20 protein-coding genes are annotated in these 17,806 nt (G+C 64.2%); 6 read left to right on the top strand and 14 right to left on the bottom strand.

Annotated elements, in window-relative coordinates; all coding sequences use genetic code 11:
• Position 1: 1 nt before the first annotated feature.
• Both ACFORG_RS00950 and ACFORG_RS00955 read right to left on the bottom strand, forming a co-directional pair.
• On the bottom strand, positions 2-1,009 hold the full coding sequence (locus ACFORG_RS00950; protein ID WP_386733498.1) for an AAA family ATPase: 1,008 nt from the start codon (positions 1,007-1,009) through the stop codon (positions 2-4).
• A 106-nt stretch (positions 1,010-1,115) separates the two neighbouring features.
• Complete coding sequence (locus ACFORG_RS00955; RefSeq protein ID WP_386733499.1) at positions 1,116-2,615, bottom strand: fused MFS/spermidine synthase; 1,500 nt, start codon at positions 2,613-2,615, stop codon at positions 1,116-1,118.
• A gap of 88 nt (positions 2,616-2,703) precedes the next feature.
• Here ACFORG_RS00955 and ACFORG_RS00960 point away from each other — a divergent pair, with 88 nt between their 5' ends.
• A complete protein-coding gene (locus ACFORG_RS00960) occupies positions 2,704-3,192 on the top strand; it encodes a HugZ family pyridoxamine 5'-phosphate oxidase (protein ID WP_386733500.1) in 489 nt (162 codons plus the stop codon).
• On the opposite strand, the gene ACFORG_RS00965 is transcribed toward ACFORG_RS00960, so the two are convergent.
• The 4 genes from ACFORG_RS00965 to parA all read right to left on the bottom strand — a co-directional run bounded on the left by ACFORG_RS00965 (position 3,189) and on the right by parA (position 5,147).
• Entirely contained in the window at positions 3,189-3,650 is a 462-nt protein-coding gene (locus ACFORG_RS00965; RefSeq protein WP_386733501.1) for a cupin domain-containing protein, read from the bottom strand. The two genes, ACFORG_RS00960 and ACFORG_RS00965, sit on opposite strands and share 4 nt — an antisense overlap.
• 32 nt (positions 3,651-3,682) lie before the next feature.
• Positions 3,683-4,090 carry a universal stress protein gene (locus ACFORG_RS00970; RefSeq protein ID WP_386733502.1) on the bottom strand — a complete coding sequence of 136 codons (408 nt, stop codon included), beginning with the start codon at positions 4,088-4,090 and terminating at the stop codon, positions 3,683-3,685.
• 66 nt (positions 4,091-4,156) lie between these two features.
• Positions 4,157-4,486, bottom strand: coding sequence for an antibiotic biosynthesis monooxygenase family protein (locus tag ACFORG_RS00975; RefSeq protein ID WP_386733503.1), 330 nt, complete (start codon positions 4,484-4,486; stop codon positions 4,157-4,159).
• A 28-nt stretch (positions 4,487-4,514) separates the two neighbouring features.
• The gene (parA, locus tag ACFORG_RS00980; protein WP_386733504.1) at positions 4,515-5,147 is read right to left on the bottom strand and encodes a ParA family partition ATPase; all 633 of its coding nucleotides are present in this window, start codon (positions 5,145-5,147) and stop codon (positions 4,515-4,517) included.
• Between the two features lie 136 nt (positions 5,148-5,283).
• On the opposite strand from parA, the gene ACFORG_RS00985 reads away from it, so the two are divergent.
• Entirely contained in the window at positions 5,284-5,943 is a 660-nt protein-coding gene (locus ACFORG_RS00985) for a hypothetical protein (RefSeq protein WP_386733505.1), read from the top strand.
• 3 nt (positions 5,944-5,946) lie between these two features.
• Here ACFORG_RS00985 and ACFORG_RS00990 read toward each other — a convergent pair whose 3' ends face one another.
• From ACFORG_RS00990 to ACFORG_RS01005, 4 genes are all read right to left on the bottom strand, one after another.
• The gene (locus ACFORG_RS00990) at positions 5,947-8,232 is read right to left on the bottom strand and encodes a right-handed parallel beta-helix repeat-containing protein (RefSeq protein ID WP_386733506.1); all 2,286 of its coding nucleotides are present in this window, start codon (positions 8,230-8,232) and stop codon (positions 5,947-5,949) included.
• A 126-nt stretch (positions 8,233-8,358) separates the two neighbouring features.
• On the bottom strand, positions 8,359-8,757 hold the full coding sequence (locus tag ACFORG_RS00995) for a DUF4864 domain-containing protein (protein WP_386733507.1): 399 nt from the start codon (positions 8,755-8,757) through the stop codon (positions 8,359-8,361).
• A gap of 81 nt (positions 8,758-8,838) precedes the next feature.
• A complete protein-coding gene (locus tag ACFORG_RS01000) occupies positions 8,839-10,413 on the bottom strand; it encodes a lysine--tRNA ligase (RefSeq protein ID WP_386733508.1) in 1,575 nt (524 codons plus the stop codon).
• Between the two features lie 112 nt (positions 10,414-10,525).
• On the bottom strand, positions 10,526-11,326 hold the full coding sequence (locus ACFORG_RS01005; RefSeq protein WP_386733509.1) for a glutathione S-transferase family protein: 801 nt from the start codon (positions 11,324-11,326) through the stop codon (positions 10,526-10,528).
• Positions 11,327-11,467: 141 nt separating this feature from the next.
• On the opposite strand from ACFORG_RS01005, the gene ACFORG_RS01010 reads away from it, so the two are divergent.
• Complete coding sequence (locus ACFORG_RS01010) at positions 11,468-11,890, top strand: tellurite resistance TerB family protein (RefSeq protein ID WP_386733510.1); 423 nt, start codon at positions 11,468-11,470, stop codon at positions 11,888-11,890.
• 5 nt (positions 11,891-11,895) lie between these two features.
• Positions 11,896-12,327 (top strand): L,D-transpeptidase, encoded by a 432-nt coding sequence (locus tag ACFORG_RS01015; protein ID WP_386733511.1) that lies wholly within the window; start codon positions 11,896-11,898, stop codon positions 12,325-12,327.
• A gap of 9 nt (positions 12,328-12,336) precedes the next feature.
• On the opposite strand, the gene ACFORG_RS01020 is transcribed toward ACFORG_RS01015, so the two are convergent.
• Complete coding sequence (locus ACFORG_RS01020) at positions 12,337-13,188, bottom strand: phytanoyl-CoA dioxygenase family protein (RefSeq protein ID WP_386733512.1); 852 nt, start codon at positions 13,186-13,188, stop codon at positions 12,337-12,339.
• Positions 13,189-13,269: 81 nt separating this feature from the next.
• Positions 13,270-14,754 carry a D-alanyl-D-alanine carboxypeptidase/D-alanyl-D-alanine endopeptidase gene (gene dacB / locus ACFORG_RS01025; protein ID WP_386733513.1) on the bottom strand — a complete coding sequence of 495 codons (1,485 nt, stop codon included), beginning with the start codon at positions 14,752-14,754 and terminating at the stop codon, positions 13,270-13,272.
• An 84-nt stretch (positions 14,755-14,838) separates the two neighbouring features.
• Between dacB and ACFORG_RS01030 the strand changes: the two genes are divergently transcribed.
• Positions 14,839-15,666 carry a DMT family transporter gene (locus tag ACFORG_RS01030; protein ID WP_386733514.1) on the top strand — a complete coding sequence of 276 codons (828 nt, stop codon included), beginning with the start codon at positions 14,839-14,841 and terminating at the stop codon, positions 15,664-15,666.
• Here ACFORG_RS01030 and ACFORG_RS01035 read toward each other — a convergent pair.
• Positions 15,634-16,260 carry a nicotinate-nucleotide adenylyltransferase gene (locus ACFORG_RS01035; protein ID WP_386733515.1) on the bottom strand — a complete coding sequence of 209 codons (627 nt, stop codon included), beginning with the start codon at positions 16,258-16,260 and terminating at the stop codon, positions 15,634-15,636. The two genes, ACFORG_RS01030 and ACFORG_RS01035, sit on opposite strands and share 33 nt — an antisense overlap.
• A gap of 145 nt (positions 16,261-16,405) precedes the next feature.
• On the opposite strand from ACFORG_RS01035, the gene ACFORG_RS01040 reads away from it, so the two are divergent.
• A complete protein-coding gene (locus ACFORG_RS01040; RefSeq protein ID WP_386733516.1) occupies positions 16,406-16,975 on the top strand; it encodes a carboxymuconolactone decarboxylase family protein in 570 nt (189 codons plus the stop codon).
• Between the two features lie 116 nt (positions 16,976-17,091).
• On the opposite strand, the gene ACFORG_RS01045 is transcribed toward ACFORG_RS01040, so the two are convergent.
• A complete protein-coding gene (locus ACFORG_RS01045; RefSeq protein ID WP_386733517.1) occupies positions 17,092-17,721 on the bottom strand; it encodes an outer membrane protein in 630 nt (209 codons plus the stop codon).
• Positions 17,722-17,806 lie beyond the last annotated feature (85 nt).

A 17,806-nucleotide genomic window follows, 5' to 3' on the forward strand; every position in this document is an offset into this window, starting at 1 on the left:
CTCACGGCAGCGCGACGTGGCGGATGATCTCTTCGACCACGCGGTCGGGCGTCACATTCTCGCCCTGCGCCTCGTAGCTGAGCCCCAGCCTGTGGCGCAGCACGTCGGGCGCGATGGCCCTGACGTCCTCGGGGTCGACATAGTCGCGCCCGGCCAGCCACGCATGGGTTCGGCCACACTTGTCCAGCGCCAGCGAGGCGCGCGGGCTGGCCCCGACCTCGATCCAGCGCTCCAGATCCTCGCTGAACTGGCCCGGAACACGGGTCGCATTCACCAGGTCGGCCATGTAGCGCTCCATGGCGTCGGCTACCTTGATCGCCCCGATCTCGCGGCGGGCCGTGAACACGGCCTCTTGCGGGACAGGCACCACCAGCGCTGCCTGCGCCGCACCTTCGGACGCCGCGCCGGCGGCGACCTCCTCGCGACGCACCAGTCGGATGACCTCGACCTCGTCCTCCACCGGCGGATAAGTAATGTTCACATGCATCAGGAACCGGTCCATCTGGGCCTCGGGCAAGGGATACGTGCCCTCCTGCTCGATCGGGTTCTGCGTGGCCATCACCATGAACAGTGGCTCCATCCGGTGCGTCTTGCCCGCCACCGTGACCTGGCGCTCCTCCATCGCCTCCAGCAAAGCGGCCTGCACCTTGGCCGGGGCGCGGTTGATCTCGTCGGCAAGCACGATATTGGCAAAGATCGGTCCCGGCTCGAAACGAAACTCCGACCCCTGATCGCTCTGATAATAGACCTCTGTCCCAGTGACATCCGACGGCAGAAGGTCCGGCGTGAACTGGATCCGGCTGAAGTCGCATTCGAGGTTTCGGGCCAGCGCCTTGATCGCACGCGTCTTGGCCAGGCCGGGCAGGCCCTCGACCAGCAGGTTGCCGTTGGCCAGTAGACCGATCAGCAGCCGTTCGATGACATCTTTCTGACCGATGATCGCCTCGCCCATGCGCGCCTGCAACTCTGCGATGCGGGCACGCGCCCCGCTGTCGTTCTTGTCACTCATGTCACCATTGACCCTTTCGTCGGACCGCGGATATCCGACCGCGAGTCGGCACTGCCGCTGTCAGGCTTGCCCACAAGCGCCGCGCGATCAACCTTTTTGATCTTTTCTACCATCGGGCGAGCAACCGGTCGATTGGCGCGTGATCATCGGTCAGGACCCGCGGCCGCAACCGGCCCATCAACTGGTCCACGAACGCGTCGGCCAACGGGGCGAACTGCGTGGGCTCGGGCGCGTCCGCCATCAGCGAGGCGACAGGTGTCGGCCCGTCGCCCGCGGCCAGCACAAAGACCCGCTGCGCGCCGGGCACCGGCGCTGTGGCCTCTGTCCATATCTCGACACTGGGGAAAACGGCCTGCAGACCTGCCGCGATTGCCGCAAGCGCCTGCATCCGATCAGGATAGTCGATCACGTTCATCACGAAAAGGCCACCCGGTTCCAACCTTGCGCGGACAAGCTCAAAGAACTCCCGCGACACCAAATGGGCAGGTACGGCAATGTCGCCGAACGCATCGCCCACGATCACGTCATACCGCGCCTCGGGCCGCCGCAAGAGCGCCGCGCGCGCGTCTTCGTGCAACACGGTGACACCCTCTGGGTCGAACCAGAAGGACTCGCGCGCTATTTCGGTCACGGCCGGGTCTATCTCGGCCACGGTGAGCGGCCCGATCCCGCGATCCGCCCAGGCGCGCGGCACGGAATAGCTGCCACCACCGATGAAAAAGGCCGAAAACGGCCCATCCCCCATGCGCACACGGGCGATCGCGTCGATCATCGCGGTGAACTCAGTGAACATCACGCGCGGCAGGTCACGCGCCGATGCGCCATGGCTGAGGTGGTCCAGAACCAACAGGTTGACCGGGCGCGCCGGGTCCGAGGCGACGTCGATGACCCGAATGCAGAAATAGGCGCTTTCCCGCGTACAAGGACCCGGCCTCGCAAGCGAGAGCCCCACCAACCCGAGCGCCGCAACGCAAAGCGCTACCGCGCCCGCCCGCCGCAAGGCCCCTGCCATGATCAGAAACAGCACCGCCGCAAGCACGTAGATCACCGTCACCAGTGCCAGTGTCCACGCGCTGCCCAACCACGGGATGAACACGAAACCGGCAAGCAATGTGCCGGCGATGGCCCCCACGGCGCCCGCAGCGAACATCGCGCCCAGCGCCCGGCCCGAACGCTCGCTATCCCTCGACACAGCGATCTGTGCCAGTACCGGGGCAGGTACGCCGGCAAACAGCGAAGGCAGAAAGAACACCGCCGTCGTCAGCGCGACGATGGCCGCCACCGGTTGGGCCACGACGTTCATCACCGGCCCTGCCACCGCCTGCAACAGAACCAGCGCGCCGCCCGTGCTCAACGCCGCCGCGCCCATGATCCACCCGGTCAGGCGCAACGCCCGGTCGGGCGTGCCATCCGCGATCCGCCCGCCCCACCAATGCCCGGCTGAAAACCCGGCCAGAACAACCGCGATCACCGATGTCCATGTGTAAAGCGACATGCCGACATAGGGCGCCAGCATGCGCCCCGCGACGATCTCCACTACGAGGCTGACAGCCGATACCGCCGCCTGCAGAGCAACAAGAAGGGAAAGCGGGGCCGCATTGCGCATCGGGAAACCTCGAGGGAACGATCCGCGCCCATCCTTGCCGGGACGTGACGATTGGCGCAAGTTCCCCCTCAGACCGACAGGAGCCGCCATGCCCGATCTCTTTCGCCCGACAGATGCTGCCGCCCGCGCACAGGCAAGCAGCCTGATCGACAGTGCGACCTATGCCGCGCTCGCCGTGACCGACCCCGACAACGGCCGCCCCTCGATCAGCCGTATCGCGCTTGCAACGGATCAACGCGGCATGCCCTTGTCGCTGATTTCTTCGCTCGCGCCGCATACAGCCGCGCTGGAGGCCAATCCGGCCTGCGCTCTTCTGATCGGCGAACCCGGCGACAAGGGCGACCCGCTGACCCACCCGCGCCTGACGCTGCATGCAACCGCACGCATCATCGCGCGTGAGACCCTGGATCATGCCGAATTGCTGGCCCGGTACCTTTCACTCAGACCCAAGGCCGCGCTCTACGCCGATTTCGTGGATTTCCGCTTTGTCCTCTTCGCGCCCGAGGATGCGCTGCTCAATGGCGGGTTCGGCAAGGCCTTTCGCCTCACCGCCGCCGATCTCGACCATCGGGGTTAATCGTCCGGCGTGACAGGCCTGCCGTCTTGCCTGGTCAGGCGGCCACCGGGATGCAGGACCAGATCGATCTCGGCGTAATGGCACCGATCCAACGGATCCTTTGACCCCACGACAAGGAAGGTTGCCGGCTCCTGCGACCCGTTCCGCAAGCAATGGCCATTCTCGACCCCTGCCGGAAAAACCGCGATGTCACCGGCACCCAACCGGGTTTCGCCGCCATCCTCGACCAGCATTACCTCGCCGCTCAGCACGACCACCAACTCGTCGTTGCTGTCGTGCCAATGCCGGTGCGAGGACGCCGCCCCCGGCATCAGCGTTTCGACATTGGCTCCGAGCCGTTCCAGCCCATGCGCCTGCGAGATCGCCCGCCCTTCATAAGGGCCGAGCGGCCCGGCGACGGCCTCGACCGCGTCGGGCCCGTCATGAACCGGCAAATCGTCAAGCACGACCTTGGGCATGTCATTCCTCCGGGGTCACGGCCACATCGTGGTCACCGTACCACATGAACCGCGCATTGCGCATGGCGCACCACCTGCGCCGCCGTGGACCCCAAAAGAAGGTCCTGCATCCCAGGCCGGTGCGACGCGATGATGATAAGGTCGGGATGGTTCTCTCCGGCCCAGTCCAGGATCGACCGTCCGGAATGCCCCTCGATGACCACGGCCTTGGCATTGGGCAACTTGCTGGCCATGTCGGACAGTTCCGACTGGATCGCCTGCCGGGCCTCTTTCAGGTAATCCCCCGGCAAATATGAAATCGCGTAGTCGGGGATATGCTCGACCACATGCAGCAACGTGATCTGCGCCTCGGGTGTCGCCAACAGCTGCGCCAGCTTCATCGGCGCTGACACGTCGCGTTCCTTGTCAAAGGAAATCGGGACCAGGATGTTGTGATACATGGATGCTTCTCCTCTCATTTGCCGGATCAACCTGCGTCAGGCTGGCCCGGCTCACATTGATCCACGTCACACACCAAGGTCGAAGGTTTCGGCAACGTCGTACATCACCGGCTCGAAGCTGCGACACAGCTCGTTGATCCGCCGATTGCGCTCGCGCATTTCGGGCGTGCGCAACATGGCCTGGAAATCCTCGCGCCGCTGCCATTGCGAGTAGTTTGCGATCCGGGTCTGCGCATCGTTCACATGCAGGCCTGCCGAAATGAAACCGGGTTGCTTCGAGATGAAGTCGGCATAGGCCTCGGTCAGCGCTTCCAGCAGGTCCTGGCAGGTTCCCGGTGTCATCTCGAAGGTGGTGATGACCGTCTGGATGCTGGCATCCTTGGAAATCTTCGGCATTGGCTCCTCCACTGCTAAGGGGAGCCTATCACAGATTTTCCAGAATGCCCTCGATTTCCTGCATCAATCCAGTGACTTCGCCATGAGCAGGCCCCTTCGGCGCCTCAAGCGCCGTACGCCCCTGCCCCAAGGTCTCGGCATAGACGATGCGGTTGGCCAGCATGTGCGCTGCAACCTCGGCCTCCATCTCGGCCGCCTTGGCCGCGACGTCCTTGGCCAGGCGTGTTCCGGGCCGCGCCCGCGTCATCACCATCATCGCCGGTTTGCGCTCGCGGTCGGCAAGGTACAGAACCACTTCGACAGCCCAAAGATCGAGATGCGAGGTCGCAACCGGGATCAGCACCAGATCCGCCGCGCGCATCGCCGGGCGCAGGTCGCTGTCGGCCTTGGGCGGGGTGTCGATGATGACGATGTCATGCGCACGGGCAAGCTTGCCCACCTCATAGGACACACCCCATGCCGACGCCGTGGAAAACTCCAGACCGGGCTCGTCGCCCTGCTCAACCCGCGTCATGAACCAGCGACCGGCGCTGCCCTGAGGGTCGGTATCCATCAGCGCAACCGACTTGCCAGCCCGCGCAAAGGCCACGGCGAGGTTCACCGCCATCGTGGTCTTGCCACTGCCGCCCTTCTGTTGCGCGATCGTGATTACATGCCCCATGCGCCCCTCCTACGCTGCACCGCAGCATACAAGGTCGCAACGCCGCCGCAATGGGGAAATCGACGCAGGGGCCTGCAACCCGGTAACGGCTCGTTAACCTTCTTTAACCAAGGTCGGCCGCAGGAGGGCTCGGGGCATGTGGCGTATCCTGATGGTGTTGGTGCTCGCCTGTCAGGCGATGGGCCCGGCATCCGCCGGGGCGTGGATGCGCGAGCATGGCACCGGCTTCACCGCCGCAACGGCAACGCTGCGACAACCGCGCGACAGGTTCGAGTATGAAAGCGCGGTCTACACCGAATGGGGACTGTCCCCGCGCGTCACCCTCGGTTTCGACGTGAACGAAAACGCCGGGCTGGCGGGCCACGTCCTTGTCTTTGCGCGCTATCCCCTGTGGGATTTGGGCAGGCACGGCCGCTTCGCCACCGAAATCGGCATCGGTGCCTGGCACTGGCAATCCGACTGGGCACCGATGCACAAGTTCACGCTGTCCTACGGGCGTGGTCTGACCACCGGCTGGGGAAACGGCTGGCTGGCGGTTGACGGGGCCCTTGAATACCGATCCGGCGAACCGATCCGCAAACTCGACATGACGGTCGGCCTCTCCACCCCTCGCCGCATCGACCCGATGCTGTCGCTCGAGACATCCTATGCCCGCGGCCAAATGGCATGGACCCTGACCCCGGGCCTGACCATCGACAGGAAAAAGGACAGGGGAACATGGGTGATCGGGCTGGAACGCAAGTCCGCCCTGCCCGATCAGTTCGGCTTCAAGCTCGGCCTGTGGAAGACCTTCTGACGATCACTTGTCCACCCGCACCAGCACCTGGATCTCGCCCTGCAGCGCCTCGGGCCAGTTCGCGCGCACCTGCCTCTGGTTCGGCCCCTGCTGCAGCTGGACATACGGCGTCGCGAATTTCACCGCCCCGCCGGGGCCGCGCAACGGGCCCAGTGTCGTGATCGCGTCGATGCCGCGCGCCTCTGCGTCAAAGGGCAACTCCCCGTCTGTATCGACGGTCCAGACCTGCGCCGCCGTGTTCTGCGCATGCCGCAGTCGCAAAGGGTTGGCCGCCTGCTTGACGACGCCGTGATAGGTGTTGCCCTCGTAATGGATATCCGCGAACCGGTCGAAATTCATCGCACCGAAACTGGTATCCAACCGCTCCGCCCTGTCGATATAGCCGTTGATCGAGCGGAACTTGTTGCCCGTCACCGACAGCCCGTTCAGGAAATGCCCAGCCCCAAAGGGGCGCACGACGATATAGCTGAACCATTGCGCGACCTCGCCCGACAGAAAGATGTTGTCGGTGATGCTCATCGCGCTGAACGAGAACCCGTTCACGAAATCGGGAAAATTGTCGTGCTCGTTTGTCCACTCGATATGGCAGTTGTCGACATAATTCTCAGCGATGGTCGAGCTCGTGTAGGTGCCGATGATGATGATGCCCGCAGTCCGCGTGCCGTTCTCGATCTCATCCCCCTGGAAAAAGTGATTGCCCAGGACCAGGTTGTTCGCACCGCTCAGCACCGCGAAATGACGAAACCGCGTCGCCCGGCAATGGCGCAGCTTCACATCATTGGCATTGGCGTTGATCGCGATCGAGGATCGGTTGGGTACCGTCTCACCCTCTTCCGCCGACAGGAACTGGCAAGTATCGATGAGCATGCCCTGGCACCCGCCTCCCATCGAGGTGATGCCACGATCCTTGGGCCGGCTCACGAAACAGTTGGTCAGTGAAAACCCGGATCCGCGCTGTGCCACGCGGATGCCGCTTGCCCGGCTGTTGCACTGGAACTCGATCCCTTCCATCCCGAATTTCGACAGCGAGTCGAACCCCGAGAAATCGAGCATGCACTTGAAGTGGCGAAAGGTGTAATTCTGCGCGCCCGCCGCATCGTAAAGAGGGGCATTCAGCGTAACTTCCTGTGCGGCCACGTTGACCTCGCGCACGTAGATCTCGCGCCCCACGCCGTTGCCCGAAACGTGCGATCCCACAAGGATATTGGCGGCATTCGCCACGTTCTTCAGCTTGCGGGAATCATTGGGGTCATAACTGGCCTGAGACGTCACCACGGTCGTGTTCCAATGCGGGCTGTCCAGCGCATCGATCTGACCGTTTCGGATGATCCGCCTCGTGGAATAGCTGTTGCGATTGGGAACCGCCGCCTGCATGTCCACCGGGTAGGTCAGGCCGATCTTGCGCCCGCCCATGTCCAGCGACTCGTGGTCGGAATTGTTGAGCAGCGCCTGAAACGCCTTGCGAAACGCGATCTGCTCATCCCCGAACGCCTCGATATAAGTCGGCAGGTCGAAATTCTTGGTCAGCAGCAGCATGGCGTCGACCGGCATCGTCACCGTTCCCACGAACTCGATCTCGGAGACGATGCTGGTGGTCTGTGCCAGTCGATAGGTTCCTTGCGGCACCAGCACCCGCCGCCCGTTGGCCGCGGTATCCGCCGCCTCGAACGCGGCGGAATCATCAGTCGTGCCGTCTCCCACCGCTCCGAAATCGCGCACGTCGACGACACCGATCATGTCGCGCAGGAACGCACCGGTGACATCTGTGATCTCGATATCGTCGATCCGGACGATCCCGCCATTGGGTCCGGTCAGGTCCAGCCCGAAATGACCGTAAAGCGCCGAGGTGCCCCATGGCATGTCCACACCGCTCCGGCGTCCGGTGCCGACGATGGCGGTAACCTCCACGACATCGCCATAGCTCGACAGCGCGACGCTCGGCCCGGTCTCGACGACGCCCGCAAGGTGATTGCCACCCGCGCCACCGGCCCAGCCCGCAATCCGGACCGAGGGTAGATTGCCGCTGATCGCCTTCACACGCGCGCGCACCTGCAGATAGCAGCCCGGCAGGATCGGCGTCTGCCCCATATATCGCAGCCGCTGGACGTTGTCCGTCTTGCGCAGTTCCAGGCAGCCGCCGAAATCGGCATCCGCCGGGACATAGGCCGCATCTGCCGCACCCGCATAGGTGTCCGAGCCGGGCGTCCCATCGCCGCTGGACCACGCCGCCAATCCGTTCTCGAACGCGGGCGGCATGAAAACGATGCCGTCGGTGATTGCCTTGTTCATCCAGTTCCCTTTCCCAATCGCCAGCAGGGTCCGGGCCTCACCCGGAACGCAGGATCGATTGAGTAGGGCAGAGGCGTTAACCCCGCCTCAGGGCACCGTCACGGTGGTGTTGCGCCAGACAGACGCCTAGACGGACGGATCGCTTGCGCCCAGTATCTGCACGCCGTTGATCTTCCAGCCGTCTTCCAGCTGAACCATCTGGTAATCGAGGATATGCACCCGCCCTTGCGCATCGGTGACCATCACCTTCTGCCACAGGTTCCCGGCAATCTCGCGCAGTTCCAGAAAACGCAGGCTGCCCGGCCGCCACACCATGGGATATCCGTTCTGGACCATCGACCCGAAATTCTCCGGCGTTCGGAAAAGATCGCGGATCGTCGGGCTGGCATAGGTAAAAGCGGTGGTGAAATCGTCGGCGCGGAACGCATCGATCTGTGCGCGGATATTGGCCTCGATCTCATCGCTCTGCGCCAGTACCGGGCCGGATAGGCCAAGGGCGATGACGGCGGCAATCAAGTATCGCATGGGGCTACCTCCTGTTTAGTAGCTAGCCCCGCGTGTCGCATCGTCAATTCGCGCGTGGCAGGGTTCCCCCCACCGCGCGCGTCAGGCCAACTCGCCCGCCAGCGCCTTGTCGATCAGCGCGATCGTGTCCTCGACACCGTATAGCGCGATGAACCCGCCGAACCGCGGCCCCTGGCTTGCACCCAGAAGCACCTCGTAAAGCGCGGTGAACCAGGCCCGCATCGGATCGAACCGCTCGCGGCCAACCGAATAGACGATGGATTGCAACGCCTCGTCCTCGACCGGCCCGTCATAGGCCGCCAACTCCGTCCGCAGGGCTTCCAGCGCCTCGCGCTCCTGCTCGGTCGGGGCACGGTACTGGCGGGTGGGCTTCACGAAATCGTTGAAGTACCGCACCGCAAATCCCGCCGCCTGGTCGAGATCGGGATGGCTCTCGGCGCTTGCCTCCGGCGCATAGCGACGGATGAAACCCCACAGCGCCTCCTTCTCCTCTGCGCCCGAAACCGAAGCAAGGTTCAGCAGCATAGCGAACGGCACGATCAGCGTGGATTCGGGGACGTCCCCGCCATGGATATGCCAGACAGGATTGTTCAGCTGCGCCTTCAGGTCCTGCCCCGGATAGGCCCGCAATTGCTGGTGATACTCGTCCACCGCCTTGGGGATGACGTCAAAGAACAACCGCTTTGCCGTTTTGGGTTTCTGGTACATGAAATAGGACAGGCTCTCGGCGCTGGCATAGGTCAGCCACTCGTCGATGCTCACCCCGTTGCCCGACGATTTCGAGATCTTCTGCCCGTTCTCGTCCAGGAACAGCTCATATGTGAAATGCTCCGGCGCCTTCTCGCCCAGCACACGGCAGATACCGTCATAGATCGGCGTGTTGGTGCTGTGATCCTTGCCATACATCTCGAAGTCGACGCCCAGCGCCGCCCAGCGCGCGCCGAAATCGGGCTTCCACTGCAACTTCACGTTTCCGCCGGTCACCGGCAGGGTCCATTCGCGCCCGTCCTCGTCGTCAAAGGTCACCGTGCCGTCCTTGGCGTTGACCTCCTTCATCGGAACATACAGCACCCGGCCCGTTTCGGGATGGATCGGCAAGAAGATCGAATAGGTCTGCTGCCGCTCCTCTCGCAGGGACTTCAGCATGATCTTCATCACGTCGTCATAGCGTTCCGCGGCGCGCAGCAGGATTTCGTCGAACTGGCCGGACTTGTAGAAATCGGTCGCGCTGATGAATTCGTATTCGAACCCGAACGTGTCCAGGAACCGCCGCAGCATGGCGTTGTTGTGATGGCCAAAGCTCTCATGCGTGCCGAACGGGTCCGGCACGGCGGTCAGCGGCTTCTGAAGGTGCTCGCGCAGCATCTCCTGGTTGGGCACGTTGCCCGGCACCTTGCGCATCCCGTCCATGTCGTCCGAGAAACAGATCAGCTTGGTCGGAATGTCGGAAATCGCCTCGAACGCGCGGCGGATCATCGTCGTGCGCGCCACCTCGCCGAACGTGCCGATATGTGGCAGACCGCTGGGGCCATAGCCGGTCTCGAACAGGACGAATCCCTTCTCCGGCGGCGCCTTCTGGTAGCGTTTGAGCACCCGGCGCGCCTCTTCAAAGGGCCAGGCCTTGGACGCAAGTGCGGTGTCACGCAATTCAGACATTTCGAAGGGTCTCCAGAACGAAGGGTAAAGCCCGCGCGCATCATGCGCGGGGCGCGGCTCCTCCTATTGTGCAGCCGCGGCAAGAGTCAACAAACATGCAAGGCGAAAGGCGTCAGGAAACAAGGCCCAGCGCCTCGTCCGAGGCACTGCCGGCGTATTTCTCGCGCGGGGGCCAGGGCCGGTCGCGCCAATCCGGTTCAAAGGCGAAACTTGACACCTCCCGTCCCTCGGGCAGGGCACCGTTCCCCTTGCCCATGGCGTAGTCGTAATACAGCTTCACGATCTCCTCGCGGCTTACCTGCTTGGCGGCCCGATGCTCCATGCAGGCTTCCCGCCACTGCCGGACCCGCGCATATTCCGCTTCTTCCGGCAGTTCGAACCCCTCGTAATATTCAAGGAACCAGAACCGCATGAACATCGGGGTGAACACTGCCTCGGCCAGCCCGAATTCATCGAAGAGGAACGGCCCCTCGGGCGCGTGATGGCGCAGGAAATCGTCAATCTGCCGATACAGCGTCAACAGCTTGTCGCGATGCTCGTCACGGGCTTGCATGTCCTGGTTCATCACGTACAGGTACCCCGCCATCGTGAACGGCCCTTCAAGACCGATCAGCATCGACTCGACGGCATGTTCCAGCGGGTCCGCGCGGCGCAACGGTCCGCCCGGGATGACCTCGTCCAGATAACGCAGGATCACCAGGCTTTCCTTGACGATCGCGCCTTGGGCCGTCTCCAGCACCGGCAGGGCCGTCGTGCCGCGCGTCTTCTTCAGCAGCTCCGGATCGCGCGGTTTGGTGATGTCGACGACCCGGAACTCCACCGCGTCCTGCGCCCCGCGCAGGGCCAGCATGATTTCCAGCCGCTGCGAAAACGGGCATACGGGAATGTGATAGACGATGGGTTTCGCGCTCATGGGAAGGTCTCCAATCCTCTGCTTTCCCAGGCTAACGCAGAACGCGCGCAAATGGCAGCATGCTGCGCGGAACGCACCCATGCTTGAACCGCCCCCTCGCCGCGATTACGGTGCGGCGCGAACACCCAGACAGGACCGCACATGACCGATCCACGCGATACCGAACTCAGCCCCCAGGATTGCCTCGTCGCGATCATGGTCGCCATCTCCGCCTCGGACGAGAACATCCGCACCGCCGAGCTGGTCAAGATCCAGTCGGCGATCAACATGCTGCCGGTCTTCGGCGGTTACGACTCCGAACGGATGAAGCATGCCGCGCAGATCGTGTTCGACCTGTTCGAACACGAAGACGGGCTCGACGCGCTGTTCGAACTGGTGCGCCAATACCTGCCCAGCCGCCTGTTCGAAACCGCCTACGCGCTGGCCTGCGACGTCGCGGCGGCCGACGGCAAGCTGGCCGAGACCGAGCTGCGCCTGCTCGAAGAGATGCGCTATGAGCTCGATATCGACCGGCTGCATGCCGCTGCCATCGAACGCGGCGCCCGCGCCCGTCACCTGACCTGAGGCCGATGGCCGCCCTGGCCTTGCTGCGAACCCTCGCCGCCGCATGTCTCGCGGCGGCTGGCACCATGGCCCAGGCCGATCCGCTCGAGGCCCATATCGACAAGTCCGACCAGGAAATGTCGGTCTATCTCGACGACGCGCTCATCCACCGTTGGCCCGTGTCCACGGCCCGCGCCGGCAAGGTCACGCCGTCTGGACGATACCGCCCGCAGGTCCTCAAGCGGATGCACTACTCGACGCTCTACAACAACGCGCCGATGCCCTTCTCCATCTTCTTCCACGGCAATTACGCAATCCACGGAACGGACCAGACCGAGAAACTCGGCTGCCCCGCCTCCGCCGGCTGCGTCCGCCTGCACCCCGAGAACGCGGAAACCCTGTTCAACCTCGTCCGCGAAATCGGACCCGAGAACACGCTCATCGTGATCCGCGACTGACCGGGCGCGTCAGGCCGCCTTGATGCCCGCCTGGTTGTCAAAGATCGAATCCGCTCCGGGCGCACGTGGCAGCGGCAGGCGCATCGGCACCCCGGTCGCCCGCGGCGCAAGCGTTGTCGCCCCGCGCAGCACCCGTGCATCGAATGCCGCCAGATCCTCGGTGTGGAACACCGGAAACGCATCGACCGCCGCATAGGAAAACAACAATAGCGGCCGCTCCCGGTCGGACCTGTTTTCCGAAGACGCGTGCAGCGTCCGCACGTGATGAACCGAGATCGACCCGGCACGCGCCGTCAGCGACACCGCCTTGTCCAGATCGTCCGACAGGTCAGCATCCCGAATACCTCCGACGAACACGCCATCCTGATGATGATCGTAAATCGGCCCCTTGTGCGATCCCGGAATGACCTGCAACGGCCCGTTCTCCTCGGTGCAATCTTCCAGCATCACGCCGACGGCCAGAAGGTCGTCATTGGTATGCGGATAAAATGCCCAATCCTGATGCCACGCGATATTCGCCTTGCCGCCAGCCGGCTTGAAATTCAGTTTCGAGTGGTCGAACCGCACCGTCCCGCCCAATAGCGGCGCGATGATATCCACCAGCACCTTCGATCGCATCAGCGCGTCAAAGGCCGGATCCTGCTCCACGGGGTCCTTGATCCGGCGCAGCTTGGGCGCATCGGGCGTGTGGCCCGGACCCACGTCGAAAATGCCGTCCGAGGACGATACCTGCCTCGACGCGTCCTTGAACCGCGCGACCACCGCACGCAACGCGTTCAGCTGCGCTGGCGGAATTACGCCCTCCACCACCAGATACCCGTTCTCGCGATAAAACTGCTGTTGCGCGTCCGTCAGTTCCATGGCCCTGTCTCCTCCCTGACCCTAGGATCATGGTGATCCCCGCGCCCGGAACGGGTCTTGGCCTTTTGCGACAGATTCCGGTCAGCTTCCGTAAAGGGCGCCCCAGCGTTCGATCAGCGCCTGTTGCAACCCCTTCGCCCGCCGGTTCCACGATCGGGCGCCGTCGGGACGCTCGCGCTGCGCGCGCGGGATCTTGGCCCGCGTCTCCAGGTCGGCGGTAAAGATGGCAAAGGCCAGCTGGGTGCCATCCGCCGCCGTCATGTACCCGCCCAACCCCGAAACGAAGTTCAGCGTGCCGGTCTTTGCGTCCACCTTGATCGGATGGGTCGTCATCACCCGCCCCGACGCGTCGCGCATCAGGAACGGCTTCATCAGCGACCGCAAGGTTCCGTCCCCATGCATCGCCACCAACGCGCGCACCAGGTCCTGCGGCGCAAGGCGCGAGGCCGGCCCAAGGCCCGAATGATCCACCATGGCCGGTGACTGCATGCCGAACCGCTCCACCGCCCACGCATTCATCTCCTGCGCCGAAGCCTCCAGCGAGGCCGGTATCCCGGCCCGTGCGGCCGTCGCACTCATCCCCACCATCTCGGCGGTGATGTTGGTCGAGTATTTCAGCATCCCCCGCAGGATGTCGCGCATTGGCTCGCTTTCGTGGCGGGCCAGTTCGGTCGTGCCCTGCGGCAGGTCGCGCACGACCTCTACCCGGCTCAGCGCGATGCCATGCGCGCGCATCAGGGTCTGGAACACGTCCCCGGCGTAAAGGCCCGGCAGCCGCACCGGCAACCAGCGCGCACCGCCATTGCCCAGCGCACCCGACGCAACAGTCCAGCTGTCCAGCCGCGGCCCGGACTCGTAGGTATAGATCGGCAGCGACCGGCGGGCGACCTGCATCTTGGCCATCGCGACAGCGGGCCGGTAATCCCCGGCAGGCGCATCCATGCTTACGGCATAGCCCGAACCCGCGCGCTTCCACTCGAAATGCACACGGTTGAAATTCAACGCGATGCCGCTCACCGCGGGGCTGTAGCCCACATGGTCCGGCTGGCCGGGGTCGATGCTTTTCACAAAGGGCAACGCCCCGTCATAGACCTTGAAGGCGCCCTGCACCTCGTGGATCCCGGCCTGTTTCACCCGTGCCGCCAGCCCGGCCAGGTGTCGCGTATCCAGAAGCGGATCGCCTCCGCCCGCAAGGATCAGGTCGCCCTTCAGGATCCCGCCCTCAACCGGCCCCGCCGCCAGCACCCGCGTGGCAAAGCGGTGGTCGACCCCCAGCACATCCAGCGCGTAAAGCGCAGTCAGCGCCTTGGCCACGCTCGCCGGAGGCAAGGTGCTGTCGCCCCCGAACGCCTCGAGGCCGAGACCCGTCTGCGCGTCCGCGACCGCGAATGCCACATCGCCGCGCAGCCCGGCCGAGCGGATCACGCGCTCCGGCCCGTTCAGCCCGTCGGGCCGCGCCTGCGGATACAAAGAGCGCTCCGGCGCATTCGCCGAGACGGCCCCCGGCGCAAGAAACGCCGCGGCAGCACCGGTCAGAAAGGAACGTCGCGAAAGATGATCAACCATGGCTCGAATCAAATCCGATCTTCTTGTCAGTCAAGCGACGTCTTTCGGGTTTTTCAACGACATGAAGCATGATACCGGCCGCGCATGCTGCGCGCGGTTCTCATCATGTCGGTGGCGATGTCCTGTATTCCGCTTGGCGACATGGCGGGCAAGCTGCTGACCTCGGGCCAGGGCGCGGCACCCGTTTTCGTCGCCTGGTCCCGCTTTGCGCTGGGCGCGTTGATGATTTTGCCCTTCACGCCCCCCGCCGCGTTCCGCCTGCTGGGGGACTGGCGCATCTGGCTGCGCGCGCTCCTGATCGCTGGCGGAATCCTCTCGATCCAGACCGCGCTCAGCACCGAGCCGCTGGCCGATGTCTTTGCCGCCTTCTTCATCGGTCCCATCGTCAGCTACGTCCTTTCCGCCCTGCTGTTGCGCGAACCCGTCACACCGTTCCGAAACGTCTGCATGGCGATGGGGTTCCTCGGGGTACTGCTGGTCGTGCGCCCCGGTTTCGGCGGCGGCACCGGGCTGATCTTCGCCCTGCTCGCGGGGGTGTTCTACGGCTGTTTCCTGACCGCCTCGCGCTGGCTGTCCCATCTCGGCAGCCCCGAGGCGCTGACCTTCACCCAACTGGCGATTGCCGGACTGGTGCTCATGCCGCTCGGTCTCGCCCACCTGCCCCCGCCCGACGCCACGACGGCCGGTCTTACGCTGCTCAGCACCGCAGGTTCGCTCGCGGGCAACCTGCTCCTGCTCTACGCCTATTCCCGTGCGCCCGCGACCGTGCTGGCCCCCATGGTCTATTTCCAGCTCGCCGCCGCCACGGCGCTGGGCTGGGCGGTGTTCGCGGACCTGCCTGACATGCTGACATGGATCGGGCTCGCACTGGTGCTGGGCTCAGGGCTTGCCTCGGCCCTCATCCGGCGCTGACCAGCCGCCCCGCGCCCTGATCTCGGTCGAGCTCAGATCGACCATCGGCATGTTCACGAAACACCACGCAGGCGCCACCGCCCGGCCCAGAAGGTGTCGCGCCTGCCCGTCCAGCCTGTAAGCCCGGTAGGCCCGCGCCGTGACCGACCGCAGGGCACGCGCCCTGTCGCCGGGACGCGCCACCACCCCGACCGGCACCGTCTCCATGATGTATCGCCAGTCCTTCCAGCGATGAAACTGCGCCAGGTTGTCGGCCCCCATCACCCAGACGAACCGCACGCCGGGATATAGCGCTACCAGCCGCGCCAGAGTATCCGCCGTGGCCCGCGTTTCCAGCCGTGCCTCCAGATCGGTGATCGCGACGCGCGGATGATCCACCATCGCCCGCGCCGCCTCCAGACGCCATTCCAGCGGCGCAGGTCCATGCGGTTTGAGAGGGTTGCCGGGCGTCACCAGCCACCACATCCGGTCCAGGCCAAAGGCCGTCATCGCCGCCAGCGAGGCCTGCACATGCCCCTCGTGCGGCGGATCGAACGACCCGCCGAACAGCCCTATGGCCTGCCCCGGCCGTGCATATGGAAAACCATTCCGCATCACCCAAGGCAAAGCGCAAAATCGGTCAGGAGAGTCAACCGCTTCCGCGCTGGCCGCGAACGCGGCCCACACGGACCGGGCAAATCCCTTCCTTTGACCCCTCCCTCCCCTTACCATCGACGCACCGATGCTTTGGAGGTGCGCCATGAAACGCCTGTTCCCGTCCCTGCCGCCGGACGCCACGCTGGGCCACGTTTACCGCGCCTTTCCGGAAAAACTGGGCCCGCTGGCCGAATACCAGAACCGCGTGATGCGGGGCGACAGCGCCCTCAGCGTCGCGCAACGAGAGCTCATCGCCACCTACGTGTCCGGGCTGAACGCCTGTGCCTTTTGCTACGGGGCGCACAAGGTGCACGCCAAGGCCTTTGGCGTCGATATTGGCATCGTTGATGCAATGATGACCGACCTCGAAACCGCCGATATCGACGACCGGATGAAGCCGCTTCTGCATTATGCCGGCAAGCTCACCACCAGCCCGTCGCGCATGACCGAAGCGGATGCACAGGCAGCCTATGACGCCGGGTGGTCCGAGGCCGCGCTTTTCGACGCCATACAGGTTGCGGGCGTGTTCAACCTGATGAACCGGATGCTCGAAGGGACCGGCATAACCGAATACTATCTCGATCCCGAAACCGCGGCCGAAGACATGCTCGACGGCTTGCGAAGCAAGACCTGTTACGCCGATTTCGGCAGGGCAAACGGGCTTTTCGACTGATCGCTTTCCCGCACGCCTCAGCACTGTCAGGCAAGCAGGCACACACGAACACCGCCGCGCAAAAGCAAAAGGCCCGGATGCTCTCCGGGCCTTCTTCTTTCCAATCTGTCGCGGGATCAGAACTTGTATGACGCGCGCACGTGAACGGTGCCGAAATCGACATCGTTACCCGAAGCACCGAAATCGTCGAACTTGTGGTACTGGTACTCACCGCCGACGACCCAGTTCTCCGAGATCTTATGGTCGTAACCGACACCCACGACATAGCCCGGATCGTCGAAATCAAGGTTGGTCACACCCGACCCGCCGTCGAAATTGGTATAGGCAAGGCCGGCGCTGGCATAGACCAGCCCATCGCCCAGATCGCGACCGCCACGCACCTTGAGGCGCGCGATATTGTCGAACGTGCCCGAGTTGCCGCCGTCGTTGAACGACAGGTCCGCGAAATCATATTGCAGTTCCGGGCCGACGACCCAATCGCCGAAATCCCACAGGTAGCCCACGTGGAAACCGCCGATCACCCCATCGGTGTCAAAGGTGTTGGGCGGCGTCACGTCGAACTCGCCAAAGCCATAGCCCAGCTGCCCACCGACATAGCCACCTTCCCACGAGCCGCTCACCGGCGTTGCGGGAACGACCGGCGCCGCGATCACCGGCTCGGTGGCGGCGGGTTCGAGATTGCCTGCCAGCGCGGCCGAAGCCATTCCGCCAGCCAGGATCGTCGACAGCAATACGGTACGTTTCATTTCAGGTTATCCTTCGATTTTCTTCTGCTTTCCGGCCCCCGAAAAGGCCGTTGCCGATCAGCTATGCGCGCCACCGTCCGGTAAA

Source organism: Lutimaribacter marinistellae (assembly GCF_042648365.1).
In the GTDB taxonomy this organism is placed as follows: Bacteria; Pseudomonadota; Alphaproteobacteria; order Rhodobacterales; family Rhodobacteraceae; genus Lutimaribacter_A; species Lutimaribacter_A marinistellae.